Annotated in this window: 21 protein-coding genes and 2 pseudogenes; 11 read left to right on the top strand and 12 right to left on the bottom strand. The window is 70.8% G+C overall.

Annotated elements, in window-relative coordinates; genetic code table 11:
- Positions 1 to 211: 211 nt before the first annotated feature.
- Complete coding sequence (locus ABD093_RS17125; RefSeq protein ID WP_193119361.1) at positions 212 to 382, top strand: hypothetical protein; 171 nt, start codon at positions 212 to 214, stop codon at positions 380 to 382.
- Between the two features lie 116 nt (positions 383 to 498).
- Here ABD093_RS17125 and ABD093_RS17120 read toward each other — a convergent pair whose 3' ends face one another.
- The 4 genes and pseudogenes from ABD093_RS17120 to ABD093_RS17105 all read right to left on the bottom strand — a co-directional run bounded on the left by ABD093_RS17120 (position 499) and on the right by ABD093_RS17105 (position 4,504).
- The gene (locus ABD093_RS17120) at positions 499 to 1,398 is read right to left on the bottom strand and encodes a metallophosphoesterase family protein (RefSeq protein ID WP_343926039.1); all 900 of its coding nucleotides are present in this window, start codon (positions 1,396 to 1,398) and stop codon (positions 499 to 501) included.
- Between the two features lie 48 nt (positions 1,399 to 1,446).
- Entirely contained in the window at positions 1,447 to 2,574 is a 1,128-nt protein-coding gene (locus tag ABD093_RS17115) for a molybdenum cofactor biosynthesis protein MoaE (RefSeq protein WP_343926037.1), read from the bottom strand.
- 125 nt (positions 2,575 to 2,699) lie between these two features.
- A pseudogene (moaC, locus tag ABD093_RS17110) lies at positions 2,700 to 3,188 on the bottom strand (cyclic pyranopterin monophosphate synthase MoaC); the annotation flags it as partial.
- On the bottom strand, positions 3,185 to 4,504 hold the full coding sequence (locus ABD093_RS17105) for a molybdopterin molybdotransferase MoeA (RefSeq protein WP_343926035.1): 1,320 nt from the start codon (positions 4,502 to 4,504) through the stop codon (positions 3,185 to 3,187). The pseudogene moaC and the gene ABD093_RS17105, both read right to left, overlap by 4 nt.
- A 307-nt stretch (positions 4,505 to 4,811) precedes the next feature.
- On the opposite strand from ABD093_RS17105, the gene moaA reads away from it, so the two are divergent.
- Together moaA and ABD093_RS17095 are read left to right on the top strand one after the other, a co-directional pair.
- Positions 4,812 to 5,912 (top strand): GTP 3',8-cyclase MoaA, encoded by a 1,101-nt coding sequence (gene moaA / locus ABD093_RS17100; protein WP_343926033.1) that lies wholly within the window; start codon positions 4,812 to 4,814, stop codon positions 5,910 to 5,912.
- Positions 5,913 to 5,924: 12 nt separating this feature from the next.
- Positions 5,925 to 6,188: a MoaD/ThiS family protein gene (locus tag ABD093_RS17095; protein ID WP_343926031.1), complete on the top strand. Its 264-nt coding sequence runs from the start codon at positions 5,925 to 5,927 to the stop codon at positions 6,186 to 6,188.
- 62 nt (positions 6,189 to 6,250) lie between these two features.
- On the opposite strand, the gene ABD093_RS17090 is transcribed toward ABD093_RS17095, so the two are convergent.
- The 5 genes from ABD093_RS17090 to ABD093_RS17070 form a co-directional block, all read right to left on the bottom strand.
- Complete coding sequence (locus ABD093_RS17090; RefSeq protein WP_343926029.1) at positions 6,251 to 7,486, bottom strand: ThiF family adenylyltransferase; 1,236 nt, start codon at positions 7,484 to 7,486, stop codon at positions 6,251 to 6,253.
- Positions 7,487 to 7,658: 172 nt separating this feature from the next.
- Complete coding sequence (locus ABD093_RS17085) at positions 7,659 to 9,386, bottom strand: ABC transporter family substrate-binding protein (RefSeq protein WP_343926027.1); 1,728 nt, start codon at positions 9,384 to 9,386, stop codon at positions 7,659 to 7,661.
- A 274-nt stretch (positions 9,387 to 9,660) separates the two neighbouring features.
- Positions 9,661 to 11,430: an ABC transporter ATP-binding protein gene (locus ABD093_RS17080; RefSeq protein WP_343926025.1), complete on the bottom strand. Its 1,770-nt coding sequence runs from the start codon at positions 11,428 to 11,430 to the stop codon at positions 9,661 to 9,663.
- Positions 11,431 to 11,441: 11 nt separating this feature from the next.
- Complete coding sequence (locus ABD093_RS17075) at positions 11,442 to 12,458, bottom strand: ABC transporter permease (RefSeq protein ID WP_343926023.1); 1,017 nt, start codon at positions 12,456 to 12,458, stop codon at positions 11,442 to 11,444.
- Between the two features lie 4 nt (positions 12,459 to 12,462).
- Complete coding sequence (locus tag ABD093_RS17070) at positions 12,463 to 13,455, bottom strand: ABC transporter permease (protein WP_343926021.1); 993 nt, start codon at positions 13,453 to 13,455, stop codon at positions 12,463 to 12,465.
- A gap of 331 nt (positions 13,456 to 13,786) precedes the next feature.
- On the opposite strand from ABD093_RS17070, the gene ABD093_RS17065 reads away from it, so the two are divergent.
- The gene (locus ABD093_RS17065) at positions 13,787 to 14,104 is read left to right on the top strand and encodes a hypothetical protein (RefSeq protein ID WP_193119372.1); all 318 of its coding nucleotides are present in this window, start codon (positions 13,787 to 13,789) and stop codon (positions 14,102 to 14,104) included.
- A gap of 126 nt (positions 14,105 to 14,230) precedes the next feature.
- On the opposite strand, the gene ABD093_RS17060 is transcribed toward ABD093_RS17065, so the two are convergent.
- Positions 14,231 to 15,607 (bottom strand): molybdopterin molybdotransferase MoeA, encoded by a 1,377-nt coding sequence (locus ABD093_RS17060; protein ID WP_343926019.1) that lies wholly within the window; start codon positions 15,605 to 15,607, stop codon positions 14,231 to 14,233.
- A 131-nt stretch (positions 15,608 to 15,738) separates the two neighbouring features.
- Between ABD093_RS17060 and ABD093_RS17055 the strand changes: the two genes are divergently transcribed.
- From ABD093_RS17055 to ABD093_RS17025, 7 genes are all read left to right on the top strand, one after another.
- Positions 15,739 to 16,725, top strand: coding sequence for an NADP-dependent oxidoreductase (locus ABD093_RS17055; protein WP_343926017.1), 987 nt, complete (start codon positions 15,739 to 15,741; stop codon positions 16,723 to 16,725).
- A 104-nt stretch (positions 16,726 to 16,829) separates the two neighbouring features.
- Entirely contained in the window at positions 16,830 to 18,146 is a 1,317-nt protein-coding gene (locus ABD093_RS17050) for a class I SAM-dependent methyltransferase (RefSeq protein WP_343926015.1), read from the top strand.
- Positions 18,147 to 18,220: 74 nt separating this feature from the next.
- Positions 18,221 to 18,901, top strand: coding sequence for a DUF4129 domain-containing protein (locus ABD093_RS17045; RefSeq protein WP_343926013.1), 681 nt, complete (start codon positions 18,221 to 18,223; stop codon positions 18,899 to 18,901).
- The gene (locus ABD093_RS17040; RefSeq protein ID WP_226851022.1) at positions 18,898 to 19,428 is read left to right on the top strand and encodes a hypothetical protein; all 531 of its coding nucleotides are present in this window, start codon (positions 18,898 to 18,900) and stop codon (positions 19,426 to 19,428) included. Before ABD093_RS17045 ends, ABD093_RS17040 begins: the two co-directional genes overlap by 4 nt.
- Complete coding sequence (locus ABD093_RS17035) at positions 19,425 to 20,438, top strand: AAA family ATPase (RefSeq protein WP_343926011.1); 1,014 nt, start codon at positions 19,425 to 19,427, stop codon at positions 20,436 to 20,438. The genes ABD093_RS17040 and ABD093_RS17035 overlap by 4 nt, the downstream gene beginning before the upstream one ends.
- A 194-nt stretch (positions 20,439 to 20,632) precedes the next feature.
- Positions 20,633 to 21,871 carry a DUF58 domain-containing protein gene (locus tag ABD093_RS17030; RefSeq protein WP_343926009.1) on the top strand — a complete coding sequence of 413 codons (1,239 nt, stop codon included), beginning with the start codon at positions 20,633 to 20,635 and terminating at the stop codon, positions 21,869 to 21,871.
- On the top strand, positions 21,871 to 22,419 hold the full coding sequence (locus ABD093_RS17025; RefSeq protein ID WP_343926007.1) for a hypothetical protein: 549 nt from the start codon (positions 21,871 to 21,873) through the stop codon (positions 22,417 to 22,419). The genes ABD093_RS17030 and ABD093_RS17025 overlap by 1 nt, the downstream gene beginning before the upstream one ends.
- A 65-nt stretch (positions 22,420 to 22,484) precedes the next feature.
- Here ABD093_RS17025 and ABD093_RS17020 read toward each other — a convergent pair whose 3' ends face one another.
- Together ABD093_RS17020 and ABD093_RS17015 are read right to left on the bottom strand one after the other, a co-directional pair.
- Positions 22,485 to 24,047 (bottom strand): sulfatase family protein, encoded by a 1,563-nt coding sequence (locus tag ABD093_RS17020; protein WP_343926006.1) that lies wholly within the window; start codon positions 24,045 to 24,047, stop codon positions 22,485 to 22,487.
- Between the two features lie 138 nt (positions 24,048 to 24,185).
- A pseudogene (locus ABD093_RS17015) lies at positions 24,186 to 25,457 on the bottom strand (hypothetical protein); the annotation flags it as partial.

Below are 25,457 nucleotides of genomic sequence, written 5' to 3'. Positions count from 1 at the left end.
CTCTGCACCCATCGGCACCGACCGGCACGAGTCCTGCACATTTTGCTGATGCGCACCAGGTCACACCTTTATTGTGACCCTGGCAATGAGTGCCCTCCGAGGGCGTGACCGGGCGTCGGCGCGGTGATAGATATGGGGGTATCGAACCGGCTGCGGCACCTGCGATCCAGGGCGCGGTCCTCTCCCCCTCCGAACCACAGGAGCCCCCACCATGGCTATCTTCCGCACCCTCACCGCCGCGCTCCGCCGCCGCTCCGATTCCCGCGTCGCGCAGGACATCGTCGAGTCCGGCGCCGCCCGCCACGGCAACTCCGCGAGCACCCCGACCGTCACGACCCCCCTCAGCACCCAGGGCGTGCGTCCCTACGGCTTCGGCTACTGAGCCGTCCCCACTGCATCACGAAGCCCCTGCGGAGATGATCCGCAGGGGCTTCGTCGTTCCCAGACCCGGTGTCAGCGCTCGGAGCCAGCGTCGGCGCTCGGAGCCGGCGACCAGCGTCAGCGCCCGGCGGCCTCGACGATCGCCGTGACCTGCTCTGGCCCGAAGTCGTAGACCGGGATCTCCGCATCGTCCAGGTCGTCCCCGAGGTTGGGGAACACCGACGTCACCACGCGGGGCGCGCCCTGGCCGATCTCGATGAGGCTCGCACCGGACTGGGCTCGAGACTGCTCGCGGTCCCCTGACGTCACGGGGTCGACCACATTGGTGATGCCCGGGACCACGTGCACCGGGATCCCGGCGATGGCGCCGGTCATCTCGTGGTGGTAGTGCCCGGACAGCACGATCCGCACGTCGGTCCCCTCGAGGACGCCCGCGAGCTCGTCGAGCCCGTCGAGATCCAGCCCGCGCAGCAGCTTGGTCGCCCCGACCAGCGGCGGATGATGGATCGCGAGCACCGTTCCGCCCGTGGCTGGTTCTCCTGCGGCCGCATCCCTCTCACCGGGCGCGCCCTGGGCCGGCCCCGCGAGCACCTCGCCGAGCCAGGTCAGCTGCTCGGGCTCGAGATGCCCGTAGCCCGCTCCGGGGACGCTGGAGTCGAGCACCACGATGCGGCCGCCGCCGGGCACCGCGACCACCCTGTCCTGCACGGAGGTGCCCCGATCGCCGAGCGCGATGGTCTCCCCATAGGTCGCGGAGACGTCGTGGTTGCCCATCACCACGGCGAGGGTCGCGTCCTTCGCGGCGGCGAAGGGCTCGAGGATCTCGTGGAGCAGGCGGTAGCTCTCCGCGGTGCCGTCCTCGGAGACGTCGCCGGTGTGGACGATCGCATCGAGGCCCGTGACCGCGTCGAAGCGCTCGAGCAGCCCGCGCAGCGCCGCCGTGGTGTCGATGCGGTCGTAGTGACGGGCGGCTGGATCGCCATAGAGGTGGGTGTCGCTGAGGTGGAGGATGCGCATGCGTTCACCGTAGCCATCGCAGGTGACGGGAGGGTGTCCAGCACCCGATCACCCGAGTGCGCCCACCCATTCGTCCTCGCCGTCCTCGAAGTGCTGGTGCTTCCAGATCGGCAGACGCTGCTTGACGGTGTCCACGAGATCGTCGCAGGCCACGAAGGCCTGCTTGCGGTGCGGGGCCGCGACGGCGCACGCCAGGGCGCTGTCCCCGATCTCCAGCGGTCCGTAGCGGTGCGCGACGGCGACCAGCGTGTCCGGGTAGCGCTCGGCGATCTCACGCGCCACCTCGGCCATCACGTCGGCCGCGCCGGGGTGCGCGGTGTATTCCAGGCGCTCGACGCCGCGGCCGCCGTCGTGGTCGCGCACCACGCCGTCGAAGGTGACGACGGCGCCGCAGCGGGGGTCTTCCACCGCCTCGATCAGGGCGGCCACGGAGACCGCGTCCTCACCCACGGAGGCGACCAGGACGCGCTCCTGAGCCGGCCCCATCTCGGGGTCCCCAGGGATCCGCAGCTCCTCGAGCGGCCCCCCGAAGGGCGTCGCGCCGCGGCTGGCATCGACGGTCGGTGCGGAGGCAGACCCCGCAGCAGCCCGCTCATCCTGCTGATGCCCGGGCCCAGCCTGCTCCTGCTCCGGATGCCCTCCCCCGTCGCGCTGGTCCAGGAGGTGGTCGAGGATCGGATCGAGCACGGCGATCCCGTCCTTCACCCCGCCGCGCGAGCCGGGCAGGTTCACCACGAAGCTGTCCCCGGCCATCCCGGCCAGTCCGCGGCTGAGCAGGGAGGTGGCGGTCTTCTCGGCACCCCGTCGGCGCACGGCCTCGAGCACGCCGGGCATCTCACGGGTCAGCACCGGGGCGGTCTGCTCGGGCGTGACGTCGGTGGGGCTGACGCCGGTGCCGCCGGAGGTGATGACGATGTCTATCCCTGCGTCGATCGCCTCGCGCAGCCCCGCGCCCACGTCGGGTCCGTCGGCGACCACGCGCTTGTCGACCTCGTCCAGGCCGCGCCCGCGCAGCCAGTCCACGAGCAGCGGACCGGTGCGGTCCTCGTAGGTGCCGTCGGCCGCACGCGTGGAGGCGATGAGCACACGCGCGGTGCCGCGCAGTGCGAGCGGGGCCGACGGGTCCTCGCTGACCTGGCAGTCGGAATCGTCGCGTCGGGCCGGGATCGACCTCATGATGTCGGCTCCTGTGCTGTGGGCTCGTGTGCTGTCGGCTCCTGCGCTGTCAACTCTCGTGTCATCCGCTTCTGCTCTGCGGTTTCTCTTTCCGATGCGATGCGCGCCGTCCCGGCGGTCTCGCTCTCCCGGGTCCAGTCCCCGCTCTTGCCGCCGGACTTCGCGAGCACCTGCACGCCGTCGATCACGGCCAGGTGATCCACGGCCTTGATCATGTCGAACAGGGTCAGCGCCGCGACGGTGACCGCCGTGAGCGCCTCCATCTCGACCCCGGTGACGCCCTGGGTGCGCACGCGCGCCGTGATCTCCACCCGGTCCCCCTGCGGCACGAGATCCAGCTCGACCCCGCTCAGCGGCAGCGGATGGCACATCGGCACGAGATCGCTGGTGCGCTTGGCGCCCATGATCCCGGCGATGCGGGCGGTCGCGAGAGCCTCCCCCTTGGGCAGGTCGCCGCGGGCGATGCGGTCGACGACATCGGCGCGGGTGCGCAGCACGCCGCGGGCCGTCGCCTCGCGGGAGGTGACGGCCTTGTCGGTCACGTCGACCATGTGGGCGGAGCCGTCGGCCCGCACATGGGACAGGCCGACGGGGATGCTTGCAGCGTCGCTCATGACTCTCCTCCAGGGATCAGCAGGGTCTCCAGGGTGTCGCCGTCGCGCACGATGTCGATCCCGGCGGGGACGATCACGAGAGCGTCGGCGGCGGCGAAGCTCCCGATCAGATGGGAGGACGCACCGCCGATCAGGCGCACCCGGCCCGAGGGCAGGAGCCGCGCCCGACGGTACTGCTCGAGGGCGGGCGGCGAGGGCTCGTCCGCCTCGAGCTGCACGGGCAGGCGCAGGCGGGTGCGGGGCGGCGCCCCGAGCGCCGGGCGGGCGATGAGCTCGCAGCTGATCAGGGCGGAGACGGGGTTGCCGGGGAAGGCGAGCCAGGGCACCCGACGGTCGGGCAGGTCGAGGGTGCCGATGCCCTGCGGTCCGCCCGGCTGCAGGGCGACCTTCGGGAAGGCCATCGTCACGCCGGTGCCGGCGGCGGCGTGGCGCACCACCTCGAAGGCTCCGGCGCTCACTCCCCCGCTGGTCACCACGAGGTCCGCGTCATGCTCGGCGACGAGTCCCCGCAGCTGGTCCACCAGTGCGGCGGCGTCGTCGGGCACGGTGGCGCGGGCGACCACGTCGGCGCCGGCCGCACGGAGGGCGGCGGCCAGCCCGGGCCCGTTCGCGTCGAACACCCCGCCGTCGACGGGGGCGGCGTCCGGTCCGGCGACCTCGCTGCCGGTGGACAGCACTATCACCCGCAGCCGCGCCTCGACCTCCACATCACCGAGCCCGCAGGCCGCGAGGTGCGCGATCCGGGCGGGGGTCAGCACCTGGCCGGCGCGCAGCACGGTGTCACCGCGCAGAGTGTCCGAGCCGCGCCGACGCACGAAGCGCCCGGGCTCGCCCGAGAGCGGTGTCAGCGACACGGTCGGCTCTGCGGTCGCTGGCCGAGCAGCAGCCGAGTCCGTGACGACGGCTGGGGCGAAGCGGCCCGCATCGCTCTCCTCGACCGGGATCACGAGGTCCGCGCCGTCCGGGATCGGCGCGCCGGTCATGATCGGCCGGGCGGTGCCCGCGGCGAGGGTCCCGGGTGCGTCGCCCGCGGCGATCGTGGGGCCCAGCGGCAGGGTCAGTGGCTGAGCCCCCGAAGCGGGGCCGGAGCCGGCCGTCCCGAGGGCCGCCCGGAGATCGGCGCTCGCAAGGGCGTACCCGTCCATCTGGGAGTTGTCGACGCCGGGAACGTCGACCCGTGCCCGGTCATCGCCGCGGGCCACCCGGCCCACGGCCTCCCCGTCCAGTGGCACCACCTCGCCGTGGCGCACGTCGGCGAGCAGCGCGATCGCGTCGGCCACGTGATCGGTCAGGGGGATGCGCTCGGCACCAGCCATCGTGTGAGGTCTCCCGTCGGGCGAGGTACGGGCCGCCGACGTCCGCGGCCCCGTCCAGGATAGGCGCGTCGAGCGACCACGCGGGATGGACCACCGCCGCGGGGTCCCCCACCGAGCAGATCCTCGCCGTGCGGCCCCTCACCGAACCGGCCCAGCCGAGCAGGCCCTCGCCGAACGGGCCGGCGGACAGCCGTCCCGCCTGCTTCCCGGGGAGAACGCCTATCCTGGGACGGGGCGGGAGCACTCCTGCTGCATCGCGGCGGCCGCTCCCCGGCCCCGCCGGACCATCGCGAGAGGAGGCGGCACCATGGCATCGCGACGCATCGGCCTGGGCATCCCCAAGCTGCGCACCACGGACGAGACCGCCACCGCGCTCCCGGACATCTCGGACCGCCCCGCGACCCCGGCCCTCGCCGACCGCTTCGGTCGCGAGGCCACGGATCTGCGCTTCTCCCTCACCGACTTCTGCAACCTGCGCTGCACCTACTGCATGCCCGCCTCCGGCCTCACGTTCCTGAACAAGGAGCAGATGCTCAGCGTCGAGGAGGTGGTGCGCCTGGTACGGATCGGTGTGGAGCGCCTGGGCATCGAGCAGGTGCGCTTCACCGGCGGCGAGCCGCTGACCCGGCCGGACCTCGAGGAGATCATCGCCGGGGTCGCCGCGCTCCCCCAGCGTCCGGACATCTCGCTGACCACCAACGCGATCGGCCTCGACCACCGCGCCGCGCGACTGCGCGATGCCGGCCTGGACCGCATCAACGTATCCCTGGATTCCGTGGTCTCCGAGACCTTCGAGCGCCTCAGCCGCCGCCCCCTGCTGCACCGCGTGCTGGCCGGGGTCGAGGGCGCCCGCGAGGCGGGCCTGGACCCGATCAAGGTCAATGCGGTGCTGCTGCCCGATGTCAACGACCACGAGCTCCCGGATCTCCTGGACTGGTGCCTGACCCGTGAGCTGCAGCTGCGCGTCATCGAGCAGATGCCTCTGGATGCGGACCACATCTGGGACCGCGGCACGATGATCTCCGCGTCCGACGTCCACTCCATGCTCGCCGACCGCTACACGCTCACGCCGGTCGCCGAGGACCGCAACGGTGCCCCCGCCGAGCTGTTCGAGGTCGAGGACCGCATCTCCGGCCTCCATCGCGGCCGGGTCGGGATCATCGCCTCGGTGACGCGACCGTTCTGCGCGGACTGCCGCCGCACCCGGCTCACCGCCGAGGGCCGCGTGCGCACCTGCCTGTTCTCCCGGGAGGAGACCGACCTGCGGGGCGCGCTGCGCTCCGGGGCCGACGACGAGCACATCGCGCAGATCTGGCGCGCCGCCCAGTGGGGCAAGAAGGCCGGCCACGGCATGGACCGCGACGATTTCATCCAGCCCGAGCGCCCCATGAGCGCGATCGGCGGCTGAGGCAGGAGAGCCATGACCCACGACGACTCCACCCCCACTCTCACCGTGCGCCTGTTCGCCGGCGCCGCCGCCGAGTACGGGGCCGACGTCGCGACCGTGCAGGGCGGTTCCGTGCGCGAGGCGCTCACGGATCTCCTTCGCGGCGCCGCCCCCGACGCCGCCCGCGTGATCGACCGCTCCAGCATCCTGGTCAATGCCGTGGCCTGCACGGACCGCGACCAGGAGCTCCGCGACGGGGACCGGCTCGACGTGCTGCCGCCCTTCGCCGGCGGCTGAGCACGGAAACCCCCTGATCCTGGAAGATCTCCGGCTGATCTCGAAAGACCACCGGAGGCAGATCAGGCCTCGGGGCGCACGATGTCGATCCCGGCCTCCGGATCCACCCCGGTCCCGGGATCCACGACGGCGCGCCGATCGTCGGCACGTCGTTCAGCCACCACAGCGGCAAAACCGCCCCGCAGCGACCGCACCTGGATGCCGCGCTCTGCGAGCGATCGCTGGGCGCTGCCCGAGCGGGAACCGGCGGCGCAGTAGAGCACCGCGCCCTCGAGCGATGGATCGGCGCCGGCCAGCAGTGCACCCATCGGCAGCGTCTCGGCGCCGCGCACCAGGCCGTCCGCCAGCTCCGCGGGCTCCCGGATGTCGATCACCCGCACCCCGGCAGCCAGCAGGCCCGGCAGATCGGCGACGGCGACCTCGTCGGTCGCCGGGCCCGTCGGCCCCGGGAGGCCGCACGTTAGCATCACATCCTCGATCTCGGTCACCGGGGCCCGCCGCGGATCGCGGGCGATCGGGATCTCGTCCCAGCGGGCGCGCAGCGCGTCGTAGAGGGCCAGGCGCCCGAAGAGCACGTCGCCCATGCCGGCGAGCACCTTCACGGCCTCCATCGCCATGCTCGAACCGATCACCCCGCACAGCATGCCGAGCACGCCCGCCTCGGAGCAGCTGGGCACCTCCCCGGGCCGCGGCGGCACCGGATGCACGTCGCGGTAGGTGACGCCGCGACCACCGGCTCCCCAGAACACGCTGACCTGTCCGGAGAAGGCGAGGATCGACCCCCACACCAGCGGCAGGTCGAGGATCTCGCAGGCGTCGGAGGCGAGATAGCGGGTGGGGAAGTTGTCGGTGCCGTCGAGCACCAGGTCATGCCCGGCGAGCTGCTCGAGCGCCGTGGCTGGGGTGACCACGTCCACCACCGGCGTCACCGCGACCTCGGGGTTCTGGGCGTGCAGGTGCTCGGCAGCGGCGACGGCCTTGGAGCGGCCGACGTCCGTGGCGGTGAACAGGACCTGCCGGTGCAGGTTCGTGGCGTCGACCGTGTCCGGGTCGAACACGGTGATCCGGCCGACGCCGGCTGCGGCCAGGTAGGACAGCACCGGGGCGCCGAGGCCTCCGGCACCGATCACGGCGACCTTCGCCGCCGCGAGCCGGCGCTGGCCCAGCTCGCCCAGCTGCGGCAGACGCATCTGGCGCGTGTACCGCTCCTCGGCCGCTGTCGAGACGAGCCGAGCCGCCTCGATCATGCGATCGCGGATCTGGGGAGGCCCGGAGGCCTGGTGCTCATCACGCGTCATGCCGACAAGTCTCCCCCACAGCCACCCCGAGTGGGAGAGCGACGGGACGCGGCCCATCGCCACGAAGCACCGTGACACCAAGCACCAGGCACTAGACACCAGACACCAGACACCAGACACACAGCAGGAGGCCCCGAGCGTCTCCGCTCGGGGCCTCCTGGTCAGGGTCGGGTCAGCCTTCCAGCTTGGCCGAGCCCTTCACGTAGCCGATCTTCGTCCAATCCGGGCTCTGGAAGCCCCACGCGCCGTAGTTCGCGAGGTCGTCGACCTGCACGAAGAAGTCGTAGGACTGCCACAGCGGGATGACGCCGGCGAGCTCCCACAGGTTCGCGTCGGCCTCGTTGATCGTCTCCAGGCGCTTCGCGGGGTCGGTCTCGACCGCGGCCTGATCGATGAGCTTGTCCGTCTCCTCGTCCCCGATCTTGCCGAAGTTCTGCTCGCCGTCGGTCTTCCAGATGGAATCGCCCGAGGAGAGGAACGGGTTGCCGACCCAGCCGAAGAGGGTCAGGTCGAACTCGCCGGGGATGACGTACTTGGCGAAGAGGTCCGTCGGCGGAACCTTCTGCACCTTCATCGTGATGCCCACGGCGGCGAGCTGCTCCTGGACGACCGGGACCACGGCCTCGTTCGTCTTCGAGCCGTCGTTGTAGACGTAGGTGATCTCGATGGCCTTGCCGTCCTTGGTGGCCTTGTCGCCCTCCATGGTGTAGCCGGCGTCCTCGAGAAGCTTCTTGGCGGCCTCGGGATCGTACGTGCCCAGATCGCCAGAGTTGTCCTGGTACCCGTCCTGGTTGGTCATCAGGAGGTGGTTGTTGAGGGCCTCGGTGTCCTTCGGGTACGGCATCGTCGCGTTGACCGAGAGGAAGACCTCTTCACGGTCGATGGCGCGGAACATGGCCTGGCGCACGGCCTGGTCCGCGAGCGGCCGACCCTCGGCACCGTTCAGGGTGATGTGAGTCCAGTTGGGGCCCGCAGCCTTCCACAGGGTGGCGCCCTGCCCGATCATCGGCTCGACGACCGAGTAGGTGGCCGGGACGGTGGTCTCGATGACATCGAGCTGACCGTTCTGGAAGCTCGTCGCCGTCGCGGCCGGGTCCTCGATGGTGGTGAACAGGACCTGCTTCAGCAGTGCCTTGTCGCCCCACCAGTTCTCATCGGGCTCGAGCAGCACGGTCTTGTTGCCTGCATCGATCTTGCCGATCTTGTAGGGGCCTGCCGTCACGAGCGGCTCGTCGACCCACCCGGTGTTGAAGGCATCCGCGGACTCCACGAGCGAATCCGGCATGACCCCGGCGAGGCCCTGCCAGTCGGCGTACTTCTCCTTGAAGGTGATGACAGCGATGAGGTCGCTGTCACCCTGCTCGATCTTCTCGACGAGCTCGTAGCCCGAGGACGAGGCGATGCCGTAGTCCTCCTTCGAGCCATCCATGGTCTTGAAGACGTTCTCGATCGACTTGTAATCGATCGGGGTGCCATCGGACCAGGTCATACCCTCGTTGAGCTCGATCTCCATGACCTGCGGGTCCTCGGAGGTTAGCTCCAGCCGCTTCGTGTAGTGCGGGTTAGGCGTAACCTCGCCTGCGGCGGAGTACTGGTAGAGACCGGGATAGATCGCATTCATCATTGCGGTGGTGTTGGCTTCATTGCCATCGCTGTGGTTGCTGTTCCAGTTCGCCGGGAACGCGTTGTTCGCGAGGCGCAGCACGCCACCCTCGCCGAGCTCGTCACGCTCCTTGGCGTTGATGTCGTTCGCATCCGCGGCGATCTGCTCGCCGCCGCCCCCGTCACTCCCGCCGGAGCCGCCCCCGCCGGTGCCCGGGTCCTTGCTGCACGCGGCCAGAGCCGTCATCGAGACGGTCAGAGCCGTCGCCCCCAGCATCGAACGCCTCGTCAAACGCATGTGTTTCTCCTTCAGCCGCGGGCTCCGAGATCTTCGCGCCCGCTCGATGGTCATGACCTGCAAGCGATCCTTGACAGTGACCACCGTGGTCGCGTCCTCGCCTGCGGTGCGTCCAGTCTAGGCATCAGAAGGTTCTCCGAGAGGGGTTCCCCAATAGCCTGTTACCCGTTCGCAACACAACGATTCACGGGCCGATCCACGGCTATTCCACAAAGGGCGCACGGGCAGAGCGACGACTCTCGTCGCCGCTCTGCTCGTGCCGAGGACTCGCAGGTCAGGAGGGCAGTACCGGGCGATCCATCATCCCTTCCGGCCCGTCGAAACGGGACCGATCGATGATGTTGCGTCGGCGCTGACGCGCGATCTCCGGATCCGGGATCGGCACCGCGGAAAGGAGTTCTCTGCTGTATTCATGCTGAGGGTCGGAAAAGACGTCCTCCGTGTCCCCCAGCTCGACGATCTTCCCCTTCTGCATCACGGCGATGCGGTCCGAGATGTGGCGGACCACGGAGAGGTCGTGCGAGACGAACAGGAAGCTCACACCGAGCCGGGCCCGCAGATCCGCGAGCATCGCCAGCACGCCGGCCTGGACCGTCACGTCGAGGGCGGAGGTCGGTTCGTCGAGCACGATCAGCTTCGGATCGCAGGCCAGGGCGCGGGCCACGCCGACCCTCTGGCGCTGACCCCCTGAGAACTCGGTGGGAAAGCGTGCCGCGTGCTCGGGCAGCAGCCCGACCATCTTCAACAGCCAGTCCACCCGCTCGTCCATGCGCTCCTTGCTGTAGCCCTGGACGCGCATCGGCTCCTTGATGATGTCGGCGATCGGCATCCGGGGGTCGAGCGAGGCCATCGGGTCCTGGAACACCATGGTGATGTCCGAGCGCAGAGCCGCCCGATCCTTGCGGGTCAGGGCTCCGGTCTCCGTGCCTCCGATGCGGATCACGCCCTCCTGCGGGGTGCGCAGCTGCATGATCTCCATCAGCGTGGTGGTCTTGCCGCAGCCGGACTCCCCCACCAGCGCGAGGCACTCTCCTTCGCGGATGTCGAAGGAGATCCCGTCGACCGCCCGCTGCTCGCCGACCTTCCGGCGCACGATCGCGCCCTTGGTGATCGGGTACACCTTGGCCAGGTCCTCGACCTCGAGCACGGCGGGGCGCTCCTCGCGGGGGATCACCGGAGCGTCGGCGTCCACGGCGTCGGCGATCTTGCGCATCGCCGTGCCCGCCACGCTCTTGGAGCCCTCGGCATCGGCGATGTCCACCCGAGGCACGGCGGCCAGCAGGTTGCGCGTGTACTCCTCCTGCGGTCGGTAGAAGATGTCGTCGACACCGCCCGTCTCGACCATCCGGGAGTCCTTCATGACCAGGACCCGATCGGCGAAACCGGCCACGACACCCATGTCGTGGGTGATCAGCACGGTGGCCGCGCCGATCATCTCCTGGGCCGACTTCAGCAGGTCCATGACCTGGGCCTGGATCGTCACGTCGAGGGCCGTGGTGGGCTCGTCGGCGATGATCAGCTCGGGCTCGTTCGCGATCGCCATGGCGATCATCGCGCGCTGTCGCATGCCGCCGGAGTACTCGTGCGGGTACTGGCCGGAACGGCGTGCGGGCTCCGGGATGCCGACGGCGTCGAGCAGCTCGACCGCCCGCTTCTCGGCCTGCGCGGCCGAGACCTCGGGGTGGTGGATGCGCACGACCTCCGCGATCTGCTGGCCCACCCGGTAGACGGGGGTGAGGGCGGACAGCGGGTCCTGGAAGACCATGGAGACGGAGTTGCCACGCAGCGCCGAGAGCTGGCGGTCGTTCAAGGTGAAGACCTTCTGACCGAGCATCTCGATCTCACCGGTGATGGTGGCGGTGCGCGGCAGCAGCCCCATCACCGCGAGGGAGCTCACGGACTTGCCGGAGCCGGATTCCCCGACGATGGCGAGGGCCTCGCCCTTGTACACCTCGTAGGAGAGGTTCTGGACGGCGCGGACGGTGCCGTACTCGGACGGGAACGTGACGCTCAGGTCCCGGACGGACAGGATCGATTCAGACATTCGGAGTCCCCTCAGAGCCGGCCGGAGCCGCTGGTCGGGTCGAGGGCGTCACGCAGCGCTTCGCCCATCAGGTTGATGGAGATGACCAGGGCGGCGAGGATCGCCGCCGGAGGCACCCAGGTGTACGGCGCGGAGATGTTGTATCCCTGCAGCACGGTGCCGAGCGACACCTGGGGGTACTGGATGCCGAAACCGATGAACGACAGGCCTGTCTCGCCCAGGATCGCGGCGCTGACCCCGAGCGTGGTGTCGATGATGATCCAGCTCGCGATGTTGGGGATGATGTGGCGCGTCATCGTGATGATCGGGTTGACGCCCATGAAGCGGGCCGCCTCCACGTACTCGGTGCGCACCAGCTGCTGGGTCATGGCGCGCAGCACGCGGGCCGTGAGCATCCAGGCGAAGCCGGCCAGCAGCGGGATCATCCATAGCCACGAGGCACGCTGGAGCGCCGGGCTGAACAGCATGAGCAGCAGGATCGACGGGATCACCAGGAAGAGGTTGATCAGGTTGACGAGCGCGCCGTCGCCGAACGCCCCCCACTTGCCCTTGTGGCTGATGTAGCCGGCCACGATGCCGACCACCAGGGCGAGGAACGAGGTGAGGAACGCGGTGCCGATGCCGATCACGAGCGAGATCCGCAGGCCCTGCATAGTGCGCGCGAAGATGTCGAGACCGTTCTCGTTCACGCCGAACCAGTGGTAGCTGCTCGGGCCGGTCAGCGCGTTGCGGAGATCGCGCTCGAAGGGCCCGTACTGATAGATCATCGGGCCCAAGATCGCCAGCACGATGAGCAGACCGAACACGATCATGCCGACCCAGGCGCTCTTGCTGCGCAGGAACCGCCGACGCAGGAGCTCGCCACGGCCGAGGGATTCGCGTGCCGGTTCGCTGTCCTCGGGGAGCTCGGCGTCGCGGAACTGCGGATCGTCGAGAGAGGAGCCGAGGACCGGGTTCGCCTCGGGCTCGGTGGTCTCGCGCAGCTTCGCCGCGTCACCGGTCCCGCGGATGTCGTTGGGGTTCGTCATCGTCTCACCGGATCCTCGGGTCGAGCGCGCCCTGCAGGAAGTCTGCGAAGGTCGCGGAGAGCAAGGTCAGGATGGCGCTGTACAGGACCACGCCGGCGGTCCCGTTGACATCGGCCATCTGGATCGCGGAGATCGCGAAACGCCCGATGCCCTGCCAGTTGAACATCAGCTCCACGAACAGGGAGCCGGAGAAGGCGCCGCCGACGGCGAAGGCGAAGTACTGACCCATCGGGATCAGCGCCATCCGCAGGCCGTGGCGGTTCATCGCTCGACCCTTCGTCAGGCCCTTGGCGCGGGCGGTGCGCAGGTAGTCGCTGCCCAGCACGTCGAGCGTGGTGACCTTCATGTACCGCGAGTAGGACGCCGCCGCGGTGACCGCGAGCACGATCGTCGGCATGATCAGGGCCTTGATCTGGTACGAGATCGATTCCCAGGAGCCCGGCTCGAGCAGGGGGTTGATCGGGTTGATGGCCGGAAGCCCCCACCCCGTCGTATCCATGACCCCTTGGTTGATCTGCTGCACGATCAGGATGATCACCGGGGTGGGCAGAGACAGCACGAAGAAGGCCAGCAGCGTGGAGGCACGGTCACCGAGGGAGTCGCGACGCACGGCCGCGATCATGCCCAGCACGATGCCGAGGCTGGTTCCGATCACGGTGCCGAGAACCACCAGGCGCAGGCTGATCGGGATGCGGGTGCCCAGCTCCTCGATGACCGGGGTCATCGATTTGTTAGTGCCGGTGGTGACACCGAGGTCACCGCGGACCAGTCCCCCGAGCCAGGTGGCGTACCGCTCGAAGAGCGGAGTATCCGGGTTGACGTTGCGCACGTCGAGGTACATCTGTGCGGTCGCCGGAGGCAACGGCTCCGTCGCGATCGGCGGGTAGAGCACTTCCTCGGGATGCATCAGAGAAGCGGCCAGCAGGTACGCGAAGCTCGTGGCGACGAACGCCAGGATCGCGTAGGTGAGCACTCTCAGAGAGACGAACCTAATCACGCTGTCTCCTCAACACATGTTCAGCCATTCCCCTGCTGTCCTCTCGTATTGCTCGTACTTCTCGTACTTCCGGGCACGTCATCAGGACCCTGCTTCCCAGCTGCTCCCTCGTCCCGGGCCTTTCGTACTGGACTTTTCGTACTGGGCCTTTCGCACCGGGCGGTCATCGTCACCGGCCACATCGGCGTGGAGCGGCGCACGTGCTTGCCCTTGGTCGTGGTGTGCTCCAGGTCTCCCCGCTCACACGTGGACACTTTAACGCCTCCTCGTCCACTGTTCTGTCACGAACTGACCGCCCGGTACCTGCCAGGCACACGGCTATGCTCGAATCGTGACCTTTCTGCACCTTCTCGTGCTCGCCCTCGGCGTCGCGGCGGCCGTCATCGCCGCCGATCTGCTCGGCCATCGCGACATCGGCCCCTGGCCGGTGGGCCTCGTGGCGCTGCTGATGTTCCCCGTCGCCGGATGGTTCTACAGCCCCTGGCTCGCGGCCCTCGCGCTCGGGCTCGGGCTCGGCGCCTCGGCCGTGATCACCGTGTCCTGGGCGCGGTCCGTCATCCAGCGTCGGCACGCACGCCGCACTCAGGCACGCGACCGCGACCGGGCGCGCACCCGTCAGCTGGAGAAGCACCCCCTCCGAAAGCTCTGACCCGTCGGGGCTGACTCCTCCGTACCCGGGCCCGTTCTCAGTGCCCCATGCTCAACGCTCGGTGCTCGGTGCTCGGTGCTCAGCGCTCAGCGCGGTGCCGGCACCCTGTTCGCACCCCGAACGCGCTCACAGCGGGACCACGAGCACGGTGGCCGCCTCGACGCCGTCGTCGGACACCGGCCCGTCGGCGACAGCCCCGCCGGAGACAGCCCCCTCGGAGACCGGCCGGTCGGGCCCGCCATCCAGCACGATGGCGTCGGCCCGTCCGTAGGGCGTGAGCCGTCGGCCCGGCAGCAGATCCACGACCTCCCGCCCCTCCGCGTCCCGACGCAGACGGCCCGGCATCGCGTGCACGTGATCGGGCCGCCGCCATCTGCTCGTCGCGGCGCTCGAGTGCGACGCCGGGCCATTCACGGCTCCGTCCCTCGGAGTCGCCTCGCCCCGGAGCACCCGTCGCATCTCCGCCCCGGCTCCCGCCAGCAGGGGACGCACGAACAGGTGGTAGCCCACCAGAGCGCCGACGGGCGTACCGGGCAGGTGGACCACCGGAGTGCCGTCGGGAAGATGCCCGTACCCCTGAGGACCGCCCGGGCGCAGGGCGATGTGCTCGAAGCGAGAGCTGCCGGTGCCCCTCTCGCCGAGCAGGGTCTTGACCACGTCGAAGGCGCCATGACCGATGCCGCCCGTGGTCAGCACCAGATCGTGATGCTCGGCCGCTTCCTCGAGCGTGCTCCGCAGCTGCTCATGGGCGTCGCCGCTGTGGAACGCGCGGGCCTCGGCGCCGTCGGTGTGGAGGGCGGCGCCCAGCATCGCGCCGTTGGATTCGCGCACCAGCCCGACCTCGGGTTCGGGGGCTGGCGCCCCCTCCATTCCGTCGGCTGATGCGCTGATCGCTCCGCGGCGGGGGGAATCGCCCATGAGCTCGTCCCCGGTGACGACGATCGCGACGCGCAGCGGGCGTCGGATCGGCAGGTCGCGCAGGCCCAGCGCCCGCACCAGGCCCACCAGCCCGGCGCCGACGCGGTCCCCGGCCAGGGCCAGCTCCTCCCCGCACGCGACCTCCTCGCCCGGCCGACGGATGTGCCGCTGCCGCGGCGGGACGGCGTCGAGCCGCAAGGACACCGTGCGCGGCGTCGGCCCGAAGGGATCGGTGTCCGTGGCCTCGACCTCGACCACGGCGTCAGCACCCTCCGGCACGGGGGCGCCGGTCATGATGCGGGCCGCGGTCCCCGGCCTGAGGGCGGCGAGAGCCCCGGGACGCGCGGCGATCTCGGTGCTGACCGGAAGGGTGCACGGGCCGGGCGTCAGATCTGCACGGCGCACGGCGAAGCCGTCCATCGCCGCGAGCGGCACCGCCGGGAGGTCCTCCGGGCTGCGAAGGCTCACGGCCAGCACCGAGCCCACGGCCTCGTGCACCGGAGTGTCGACGACGGTGGGCGGCAGGTGGATCTCCTGGAGCAGGAGATCACGCCACTGCCACAGGTCCATGCGCGGGGCGGTCATGATCCTCCTCGGTGCGTCTCTGCGGCGGACTGCCGGCGGGCGGCGCTGTCCGTGCTCGTCGACCATGATCCCCCATCCACATCGCAGGGTGCACCCTGCCATCGGCCAGCCCGGGGGTGCAGAATGGGGGCATGCGCGAGATCCGTTTCGACCGCTTCGGCGGCCCCGAGGTCCTGACCCTCCACTCCGATGCCGCTCCCCCGGAGCCGCAGCCCGATGAGGTGCTGGTCCGAGTCTCCTATGTGGGACTGAACCCCCTGGACTACAAGGTGCGCGACGGCTCCTCGGGGATGTCCCGGGACCTGCAGCTGCCCGCCGGCACCGGCCGCGAGATGGCCGGCACCGTGGTCAGCGCCGGCAGCGACCTCGACGACGCCGAGCTCGGCTCCCGCGGCCTCATGCCCGGCACCCGCGTGTTCGGCATGCGTGCCCCCGGTGATCCCCGCGGTGTGGCCGCCGAGCTCATCGCGATCGGGGCCGACGATCTCGCCCCCATCCCCGACGAGATCGACGACGAGGACCTCCCCCGCTGGGCGGGCCTGGCCCTGGTGGGCCTGACCGCGATCGCCACCATCGAGGACACCGCTCGTATCGAACCGGGTCAGACGGTCCTCGTGCACGGCGGCAGCGGCGGCGTGGGGCAGCTCCTGATCCCGATGGCCCTCGAGGCCGGTGCCTCGCAGGTGTGGGCCACCGGCCGCGCGGCCAACGCCGAGCGCATCCGCGAGCTGGGCGCCGTCCCGGTCCCGTACGACACCGGCGACTGGGAGGCAGAGATGCGCCGGGCGACCGAGGGCCGCGGGGTGGACGTCGTCCTGGACACCCACTACCACTCGACGTTCCTGCCGAGCCTCGACCACATCGCCGAGAACGGCCTGCTGGTCACGCTGCCCACCCTGGCGGACCTCACCCCCGCGCACGAGCGCGGGGTCGACGCGAAGGTGCCCCGCATCAAGCCCGGCCGCGACCGTCTGGACCGCCTGGTGCAGGGGATCCGGGCGGGCCGCTACCCGCTGGAGGTCTCCCGGGTGCTGCCGCTGGACCAGATCGCCAAGGCCCACAGCCTGCTCGAGCACGGCCACACCCGTGGCAAGCTCGTGCTCGACGCCCGCGCCTGATCAGCGGGCCTCGTCGGGGTGCCCGGCACCCCGATCCGCACTCGACAGGGCCGCCCCGCGGACCCGTGATGCCCGACACATGTCCACCGGGTAGCCTGGTCCGCATGGCTTCCCCCTCCCCCGACGGCTCCGAGGCCGGCGTGCGCGCCCTCGAGCCCGTCCTGCAGAGCAGCGGGTGGGCACTGCTGAACTCCCTTCCCCCGTATCGCGAGAAGGACGCCCTGCGACAGGGGGCCCAGCTTCGCGACGCCGGCCACCCCGCCGAGCTGGTCTCCGCCGTGATGACCCAGTCCCGCCTGCGCGCCAAGGCGGTCGACAAGTTCGGCGAGTTCGCCTCCTCCATGGTCTTCACCCCGCACGGCCTCGAGCAGGCCACCCGGCTCCCGATCGCGGCGATGCACGCCGAACGCTTCCAGCGCGCCGGGGTGCGCTCGGTCGCCGACCTGGGGTGCGGCATCGGCGGAGACGCCATGGCCCTGGCCGGGCTGGGTCTCGAGGTGCACGCCGTGGACCGCGATCCCCTCGCGGTCGCCGTCGCCACCATGAACCTGCGATCCTTCCCCGCCGCCACGGTGCGGCTGGGGCAGGCCGAAGGGCACGATCCGACCGACACCGAGGGCATCTGGCTGGATCCGGCCCGCCGTGCCCCGACCCGCAGCGGGACGCGCCGGCTCCACGACCCCGAGGAGTACGAGCCTCCGCTGTCCGCCGTGCTCGAGCTCGCCCGTCGGCTCGGCACCGACGGCGGCGTGGGCCCGCTCGGGGCGAAGCTCGGCCCCGGCATCGACCGGTCGGCGCTCCCACGGGACATCGAGACCCAGTGGCTCTCGTACCACGGGCAGGTCCTCGAGGCCACGGCCTGGTTCGGGCCCCTCGCCCGCGAGGGCGTGAGCTCCTCGGCCGTGCTCATCGACCGCACCGGCGCGCACCGGCTGGACCGCGCAGCGGATTCCGCCGGCGGCACGGGCTCCGACGGCGGCGTCGATACCGACCCCCTCCCCGGCCCGCTCGGCGCCCATGTCTACGAGCCCGACGGCGCCGTGATCCGCGCGGGCCTCATCGGCCGCCTCGCCCGGGAGCTCGAGGCTCACACCCTGGACGAGACCATCGCCTATCTGACCGGCGATGCGCGGGTGGACACCCCCTTCGCCCGGGGATACGCCGTGCGCGATGTGATGCCCTTCGGCCTCAAGCGACTCGGCGCCTACCTGCGCGAACACCACCTCGGCGTGCTCGAGATCAAGAAGCGCGGCACCGCGGTGGAGCCCGAGGAGCTGCGGCGCAAGCTGCGCCCGCGCCGCTTCGGCGACGAGTCCGCGACGCTGATCCTCACCCGGATCGCCGGGGAGCAGTCGATCATCGTCGCGTCCCCGCACGGCAGCCCCGCTCCCGGCGCACCCACGACCGGGGAGGAGCCCTGAGCACCGACGACTCCCCCGGGACGGACGCCACCGCACCGGACTCCACCGCAACGGCCCGCACCCATCGCCGCCTCGTGGCCACCCTGCTGCTGGTCCTGGCGCTGGCCGGACTCGCGCTGGTCACCCTCGGCGCCGCCGCGGACCGCGGCCCCGGCATCACCTCCGACGGCTCGGGCCAGTGGGAGTTCTCGCCACGCACCCAGGAGCCCCAGGAGGTGCCGGAGATCGAGATGCCGACCGGTCTCCAGCAGCCCGTGCAACCCGACTCCGGCCAGTCCGGCGGCGGGCCTCTGGTACTTCTGCTCGTGATCGGCACGGTCCTCCTGGCGGTAGCCATCTGGGTGCTGTACCGGATGCGGAAGCTGGCCCGCCCCGCCCCGGAGCTGGCGGAGGCCACCGCGGACGAGGAGCTCACGCCCGCCCAGGCGCGCGCCGCCCTGGACGACGCCCGCGCCAGCCTCTCCACGGTGGTCGACGCGCACGATGCGGTGATCGCGGCCTGGCTCGCCCTGGAGCACGCGATCGCCGAGGCCGGGATCCGGCGCCTGCCCTCCCGCACCACCCTCGAGTTCGTCGTCGAGGTGCTCGGCACCCTGGAGCTGGATCGACCCTCCCTGGACCGCCTCGCACACCTCTACCGTCGGGCGCTGTTCGACCCCGAGCCGCTCCGCGAAGCCGACCGCGACGAGGCCATCGGTCTGCTGGACCGGTTGACCGCCGACGTCGAGACCCCGGCCGACGGGCAGGTCCGATGACCCGCCCACGCCCGCAGCTCCCCCAGAGCCCGATGACCCGGCTGCTGGTGCGCCTCGCGATCGGGGTCCTCATCGCGCTCGCGATCGTCGGCCTGCTGTCGCTGCTGGGCATGCGGATCCCGCTGCCGCTGCCGGTCGCCGTGGGGCTGGCGATCGGCGCGATCTGGTGGATGGCCCAGAGCGGGGCGACCCGCGATGATCCCCTGCACGCCCCCGAGCTGGACCTCGACGCCGATTACGCGCTGCCCCATGCTCGGGACATGCGCGTGCGGCGCCTCGAGGACCTGATCCACGGCGCCCAGCCCAACCGTCGGATGACCGCCCGCGGCCTCGCGCGCACGCTCGGCGACATCGCCGACGAGCGAGCGCAGGACCCCGCCGCCCCACCTCTGAGCGAGAAGCTCACCCGGCTCATCGCCGACTCCCGCCACACCGACGCGGAGAGCCATCCCGTCGGCCCGATCGACCGACGTGCCCTGCACCGCTATCTCCGAGAACTCGCCACCGGCGAGGAGAGGGACCGATGAACCAGCCCACCCCCATGCCCCCTGCCGAGGCCACCGCCGCCACCGCCGCTGCGAAGGCCGTGCTCGACGCCGTCGAGGGCGCCGTGATCGGCAAACGCGAATCCCTCGAGCTGGTGCTGACCGGGATCCTCGCCGGCGGCCATGTGCTGCTCGAGGACCTGCCCGGCCTCGGCAAGACCCTCGCGGCGCGATCCTTCGCCCAGGCGCTCGGGCTGCCCTTCAAGCGCGCCCAGTTCACGCCCGACCTGCTGCCCGCGGACCTCACCGGCGCCGAGGTGTTCGACCAGCGCACGGGCGAGTTCGTGTTCCGCCCCGGCCCGGTGTTCACCGGGCTGCTGCTGGCCGACGAGATCAACCGCACGCCTCCCAAGACGCAGTCGGCGCTGCTCGAGGCGATGCAGGAGCGTCAGGTGTCCGTCGAGGGCACCACCAGGCCGCTCCCGCAGCCGTTCCACGTGCTCGCCACCGCCAACCCCGTCGAGCACGAGGGCACGTATCCCCTGCCCGAGGCCCAGCTGGACCGCTTCCTGCTGCGGCTGTCCTTCGGATATCCGACGGCCGCGCAGGAGTGGGAGGTCGTCTCCCGGCGCATCGACCGGCGCCGCGAGGAGCAGGCCGTTCCCGAGGTGCTCGACGCACAGGGACTGCTCGCCGTGCAGTCCGCCGTGGAGGACGTGCACGTCGAGGAGTCCGTGGGCCACTATGCGGTCGAGCTGGTCGCCGCGACCCGCCGCCACCAGCACGCGCTGGTCGGCGCCTCACCCCGCGGCACCCTCGCCCTGATCACCTGCGCCCGCGCGCTCGCGCTGATCCGGGGGCGCACCTATGTGGTCCCGGAGGACATCAAGGCCCTCGCGCATCCCGCCCTCGATCACCGCGTGACCGTGAAGCCCGAGCTGTGGCTGCAGAACGCGACCGGCGCCGGCGTGGTCGAGTCCGTGCTCGACCAGGTCCCGGTCCCCGCCGCCGTCGACGCCGCCGCGATGGCGACCTCGGGCGCCTCGGCGTGACCTCGATGCCGTCGTCGGACCGGTCCTCACCAGGGGCTCGGTCGTCACCTGGGGCCCAGTCGTCACCAGGGGTCCGGTCGTCATCTGAAGCCCGGTCCTCCCCAGGGGCTCAAGCCTCCCCGAGGCCCCGGAGGCGCCCGACGGCCGCTCTCCTGCGTGCGGCCATCGTCGGCTGCGCCGCGACGGCCCTCGCTGTGCTGGTCGGGAAGCCCGCGCTGATCCTGGCCGGTCTCCCGCTGCTGGTCTGGGCCCTGGTGGCGCTCGCCCTGCGGCTCGTGGCGCCCCCCGAGCAGGAGTCGGCGCCCCCTCGGATCCAGGCGAGCCGACGCACCCTCGAGGAAGGCGGCTCCGCGATCATCTCGCTGACCACCGCGCCGGGCGTGCTCACGGCGGCGACCTTCCCGATGCGGCCCCAGACGGACTTCGCCCCGCGGTACGGCTCCACCGCCGGCGACGGACATCTGCAGCTGCGCCTCAGCGCCCAGCGCTGGGGCCGGGTCCGCGTCGGCCCCGTGCACGTGCTGGTCACCGACCAGCTCGGGGCCTTCCGCGACCAGCTGGAGCTCTCCGCCCCGGACGTGCAGGTCGTGCCGTCGGCGACAGTGCTCGACGCCCCGGTCGAGGTGCCCACGCCGATCGGCGTCAGCGGAGTGCATCTGTCACGACGGCGCGGGGACGGCACCGCGCTCTCCGAGGTGCGCACGTTCCGCACCGGTGACCGGCTGCACCGGATCAACTGGCGGGTCTCCCAGCGCACCGGTCAGCTCCACACCAATGCCACCTTCACCGAGCAGGACACCGAGGTCCTCATCGTCACGGACACGATCGCGGATATCGCTCCCGCTCCGTGGGCGGACGGCGAGGATCCGACCAGCCTGGACATGACCATCCGCGCGACCTCCGCCGTGGCGCGGCACTATCTGACCGCCGGCGACCGCGTCTCCGTCTTCGACATCGGGCACCTGATCGGGCCCGTCCCCGCCGGCACCGGCCCGCGGCAGCTGCGCGTGCTGACCGACGCCCTCGCCCGCGCAGGCCGGGACGACGACCAGCTCCGCCCCGCCCGACGCCTGCGAGCCGTGCGAGCCGGCACCCTCACGGTGGTCTGCTCGCCGCTGCTCCGCACGGAGGTGATCACACAGATCGGTGAGCTCGTGGCGTATGGGGCCGACGTGATCGTCGTGGACACCCTGCCCCCGAGCATCGGTGACGTCTCCGTGCTGAACGGGAAGCCGCTGCGCGCCGACGGCGTCTCCCCGGACCGGTTCTGGCCCGAGGCCTGGGCGATGAGGCGGCTGCTGCGCGAGACCACCATCCGTGAGCTGCGGGAGGCCGGAGTCCCGGTGACCGCCTGGGAGGGCCCGTCCTCGCTCGCCCCCGTGCTGCTGTCGCTCTCCGCGGCGCGCACCGCCCCGCGGATGAGGAGGTCCTGATGCGACTGGGAGCGTTCATCGATCCGATCGCCGAGTTCCTGCTGGGACTGCGGAGGGTCAGCGCCACGCACTGGCTGCTCCGCCTGGTGGGCATCGGCGCGATGCTCCTCGCCCTGGTCGGGACCCTGCCGGGCGGGCTGTTCGTGCACATCGGCACCGGCATCATCACGCTCGCCGTGATGGGATCCCTGCTGGTGCAGGCTCTGCGCCCGGACAGCGACGTCGGTCTGCTGGCTCCCGCGGCGATCATCCTCGCGCTCGCCGGGCAGGGTGATCTGTCGCTGCTGCGGGCAGCCGGAGTGGGGCTCGCCCTGCTGCTGTCGCACGTCGCCTTCGCCCTGGCCGCGACGCTCCCCGCGCACGGGGTGTTCGAACGGTCGGCCTGGATCCTGGGCGGCCGCGGACTGCTGCTGGTGCTCGCGGTCAGCGTCCTCGCGGGACTGCTCGTCGTCGCCCTGTCCGGGGTGCACGTCGGGTCATGGATGCTCGTGCTCGGCATCCTCGGCGCGATCGGCCTGTTCGTGACGGTGATGCCGCGCTCGACATGAGCGCGGCATCAGCCCCGTACGAGAGTCACCGGCAGGACCGACGAGTCACCGGCAAGGCCGACGGGTCACCGGCCCCACTCGGGACGCGGGGTGTCCGGGCCCTCGTACGGCCTGTCCCCCACCTGGTCCTGAAGCGCCGCCAGTCTGCGCTCGAGCTCCGCACGGGTCCCGGCGTGCGACGGGTCGTCGACGATGTTGGTGAGCTCGGCGGGGTCCGCGACCAGGTCGTACATCTCCCACTCGGCCTCGCGGATCGCGTCGGACGCCCCGGGCGCCCCCATTCCGTCCCCGTAGTAGTGGATCAGCTTGTGGGTGGCGGTGCGGATGCCGTAGTGCGCCGGGGCATCGTGCGAGGGGTCCTCGTGCTCCCAGTAGCGGTAGTACATCGCATCAGGCCAGGTGGCGCGCGTCGTGTCGTCCGCCGTGCCGTCCAGCAGCGGGAGGAGGCTGCGTCCCTGCTGATCGGGAAGGGTCTCCTCGGGGTCGATGCCGCAAGCGTCGAGCAGGGTGGCGGCGAGGTCGACATTGGTGGCGAGCTCATCGATCACCGTTCCGGCGGGGATCGTGGCGGGCCAGCGCACCATCATCGGCATCTGCAGGGACTGGTCGAACATCAGCCTCTTGTCGAACCAGCCGTGGTCACCGAGGAAGAAGCCCTGGTCCGACGTGTAGACGACGATCGTGTTCTCCGCCAAGCCGTGCGATTCCAGCTCGGCGAGCACCCGCCCGGTGGAGTCGTCGATGGCTTGGATGGTCTGGAGGTAGTCGCGCATGTAGATCTGGTAGTTGCGGCGGGTGCGGGCCTCGCGGTTCTCCGCGCCCTGGAGCTCCGGGGGCAGGGGCTGCTTGAGGTCGTTCTCGGTGAGGTCGTCGGCGATGCTCATGCGGACCTCGCGGACCGCGCGGCTCATGGTCGCGTGATCGTCGAAGAGGGTGTCCGGCTCCGGGATCGTCTCCAGGGGATAGAGGTCCGCATGGCGGGGGTGCGGGATCCAGTTGCGGTGCGGGGCCTTGTGGTGCAGGAGCAGGCAGAACGGCGACTCCGGGTCCTCGGCCTGCGTGCGGTCCAGCCAGTCCAGGGCCAGATCGGTGACGGTGTCGGTGGCATAGCCGGGGACCACGGCATCGACCCGCTCGCCGTCGGCGTCGATGCCGTACATGACCGGATCGTTGTACTCCCCCTGGCCGCGGTAGATCCGCCACTCGTCGAAGCCCTGGGGGTCGTTGCGCTCCTCGTGGCCCAGATGCCACTTGCCGAACAGCGAGGTGCGATATCCGCAGTCGTGGAGCACCTGGGGGAAGGTGCGCACCCGGTAGTCGAAACCGGAGTAGATCGTCGCGGCGCCGTTGATGTGCGAGTAGGTGCCCGAGAGGATCGTCGCCCGACTGGGTGTGCAGATGGAGTTCGTGCAGTACAGCGAGTCGAGACGGGCTCCCTGCGCTGCGATCCGATCAAGGTTCGGCGTGCTGTTGACCCGGCCGGAGTAGGCGCTGATCGCGTGCGCGGCGTGGTCGTCGGTGAGGATGAAGACGATGTTCGGGCGGGTGCCGCCCGGGGACCCGGCGTCGCCGCCCTCCGCAGTGCGATGGGGTACGGGCGTGCTCTGCGGTGTCGTCTTCGGCTCCATCTCTCTATTCTGCCAGGCGAGAGCATCGCGGCTAGGCAGCGTGCACGTCGTGGGACACGGACTAGGACTTCGCTGCAACAGCGCCCTGACCGGGTGCGTCTGGGTCGGGCAGAGCACGTCAGGGGTCAGGCCGGACGATCAGCTCGCGCGTGCGGCCGCGTCGCCCGGGGTCCCGTCACCCATGATCCGGTTGCCCGTGATCTCGTCGCGCACGGGCTTCTTGCCAGCACTCTCGTTGCCCGTTGCGTCGCCGCCGGAGATGTCCTCCACCGTGCCGTCGTCACCGGTGGTGCCAGCGCTGCGCACCGCGCCGTCTTCTGCAGAGGCGTCCGCCGCAGAACAGACCGCAGCTGTGTCGTCTTCGGACGGGTCATGCGCAGTGGTGCCGTCGGCTCCGACTCCGTCCGGCCCCCTTCCGTTCGCCGCGGGTCCGTTCGTCCCGAGCCCGGTCGCCACGAGCTCCGGATCCACCAGGGCTGGCGCGGTCGAGCTGTACCGATGGCCGGCAGGGGTGACGATGATCAGGCGTGCCGGCTTCCCCTCCTCGGCGGGCTCGATGCTGGTCTCCCAGCCCGGGATCTCCCGGACCAGGTTGAAGCGCTGGCAGTACCCGATGCCGTTGTCGATGGTGGTCCCTCCGCCCTCGGAGTATCTGGTCGAGTGATCGAGATCATGGATGGCGGCATCGCACCAGGGCGTGCGGCATCTCTGGTCCCGCAGCAGGATGAATCGACGTACAGCGCCACGGAACAGACGCCGACGAGGATCCGCTGCGGTCAGCTCGCCGGTGCGCGGGTCGGTGTACAGACGTCGGATCCAGCGTTTCGCGTCCTCGAGCACGCGTCGCTCCGGTGGCGATGAGGCGCTATCTCGCTCCGGTGGCGAGGAGGCGAAATCGACGTGCGGTTCGCTGAACGGCGGGCTTTGTGGCCCCTTCGGCGGTTCTGCGGCGGCTTCGAGAATCGCCTGGTGCTGTGGTGACACATCCTCTGGCGACTCATCGGAGGGTGTCTGCGACGAGTGCTCGGTAACAGGAGCACCAGGAGCACCAGGACGATCCGATGCCCTGAAGGGTTCCTCTGCTGGCGCAGAGGCGACTCCGAGCGCAATATCGCGTGCCGCGCGACCGGGGATCGGGAATCCCTCCATCCACGCAGACTTGTTCTCCGCACCGAGCAACGTCGTATCTGTCATGAGCAGAGTGACCTCGACAGGAATAGCATCGACGCTCGTCGCCCCTGTGACCCGCTCGACGAGCGTATCCGCCATAATCTGCCCTTTTCCGCGAGCATCCCCCGAGCTCTTCGCCGATTTCGATTCGCGGGTCAGGGTGGTGTCATAGCGTCGTAGCAACACTCCCGGTCGGTGGGGGCTTGAGGCGAGGAGGCCTGGGATGGTGCGGCGGCTGCT

The sequence above is a fragment of the Brachybacterium tyrofermentans genome (assembly GCF_039526165.1).
Taxonomy (GTDB): domain Bacteria; phylum Actinomycetota; class Actinomycetes; order Actinomycetales; family Dermabacteraceae; genus Brachybacterium; species Brachybacterium tyrofermentans.
This window is presented reverse-complemented; position numbering and strand designations above follow the sequence as displayed.

Coding starts and splice junctions, on each gene's coding strand:
- ABD093_RS17125 (WP_193119361.1), top strand. CDS start 212: ATGGCTATCTTCCGCACCCTCACCGCCGCGCTCCGCCGCCGCTCCGAT.
- ABD093_RS17120 (WP_343926039.1), bottom strand. CDS start 1,398: ATGCGCATCCTCCACCTCAGCGACACCCACCTCTATGGCGATCCAGCC.
- ABD093_RS17115 (WP_343926037.1), bottom strand. CDS start 2,574: ATGAGGTCGATCCCGGCCCGACGCGACGATTCCGACTGCCAGGTCAGC.
- ABD093_RS17105 (WP_343926035.1), bottom strand. CDS start 4,504: ATGGCTGGTGCCGAGCGCATCCCCCTGACCGATCACGTGGCCGACGCG.
- moaA (WP_343926033.1), top strand. CDS start 4,812: ATGGCATCGCGACGCATCGGCCTGGGCATCCCCAAGCTGCGCACCACG.
- ABD093_RS17095 (WP_343926031.1), top strand. CDS start 5,925: ATGACCCACGACGACTCCACCCCCACTCTCACCGTGCGCCTGTTCGCC.
- ABD093_RS17090 (WP_343926029.1), bottom strand. CDS start 7,486: ATGACGCGTGATGAGCACCAGGCCTCCGGGCCTCCCCAGATCCGCGAT.
- ABD093_RS17085 (WP_343926027.1), bottom strand. CDS start 9,386: ATGCGTTTGACGAGGCGTTCGATGCTGGGGGCGACGGCTCTGACCGTC.
- ABD093_RS17080 (WP_343926025.1), bottom strand. CDS start 11,430: ATGTCTGAATCGATCCTGTCCGTCCGGGACCTGAGCGTCACGTTCCCG.
- ABD093_RS17075 (WP_343926023.1), bottom strand. CDS start 12,458: ATGACGAACCCCAACGACATCCGCGGGACCGGTGACGCGGCGAAGCTG.
- ABD093_RS17060 (WP_343926019.1), bottom strand. CDS start 15,607: ATGACCGCCCCGCGCATGGACCTGTGGCAGTGGCGTGATCTCCTGCTC.
- ABD093_RS17055 (WP_343926017.1), top strand. CDS start 15,739: ATGCGCGAGATCCGTTTCGACCGCTTCGGCGGCCCCGAGGTCCTGACC.
- ABD093_RS17050 (WP_343926015.1), top strand. CDS start 16,830: ATGGCTTCCCCCTCCCCCGACGGCTCCGAGGCCGGCGTGCGCGCCCTC.
- ABD093_RS17040 (WP_226851022.1), top strand. CDS start 18,898: ATGACCCGCCCACGCCCGCAGCTCCCCCAGAGCCCGATGACCCGGCTG.
- ABD093_RS17035 (WP_343926011.1), top strand. CDS start 19,425: ATGAACCAGCCCACCCCCATGCCCCCTGCCGAGGCCACCGCCGCCACC.
- ABD093_RS17025 (WP_343926007.1), top strand. CDS start 21,871: ATGCGACTGGGAGCGTTCATCGATCCGATCGCCGAGTTCCTGCTGGGA.
- ABD093_RS17020 (WP_343926006.1), bottom strand. CDS start 24,047: ATGGAGCCGAAGACGACACCGCAGAGCACGCCCGTACCCCATCGCACT.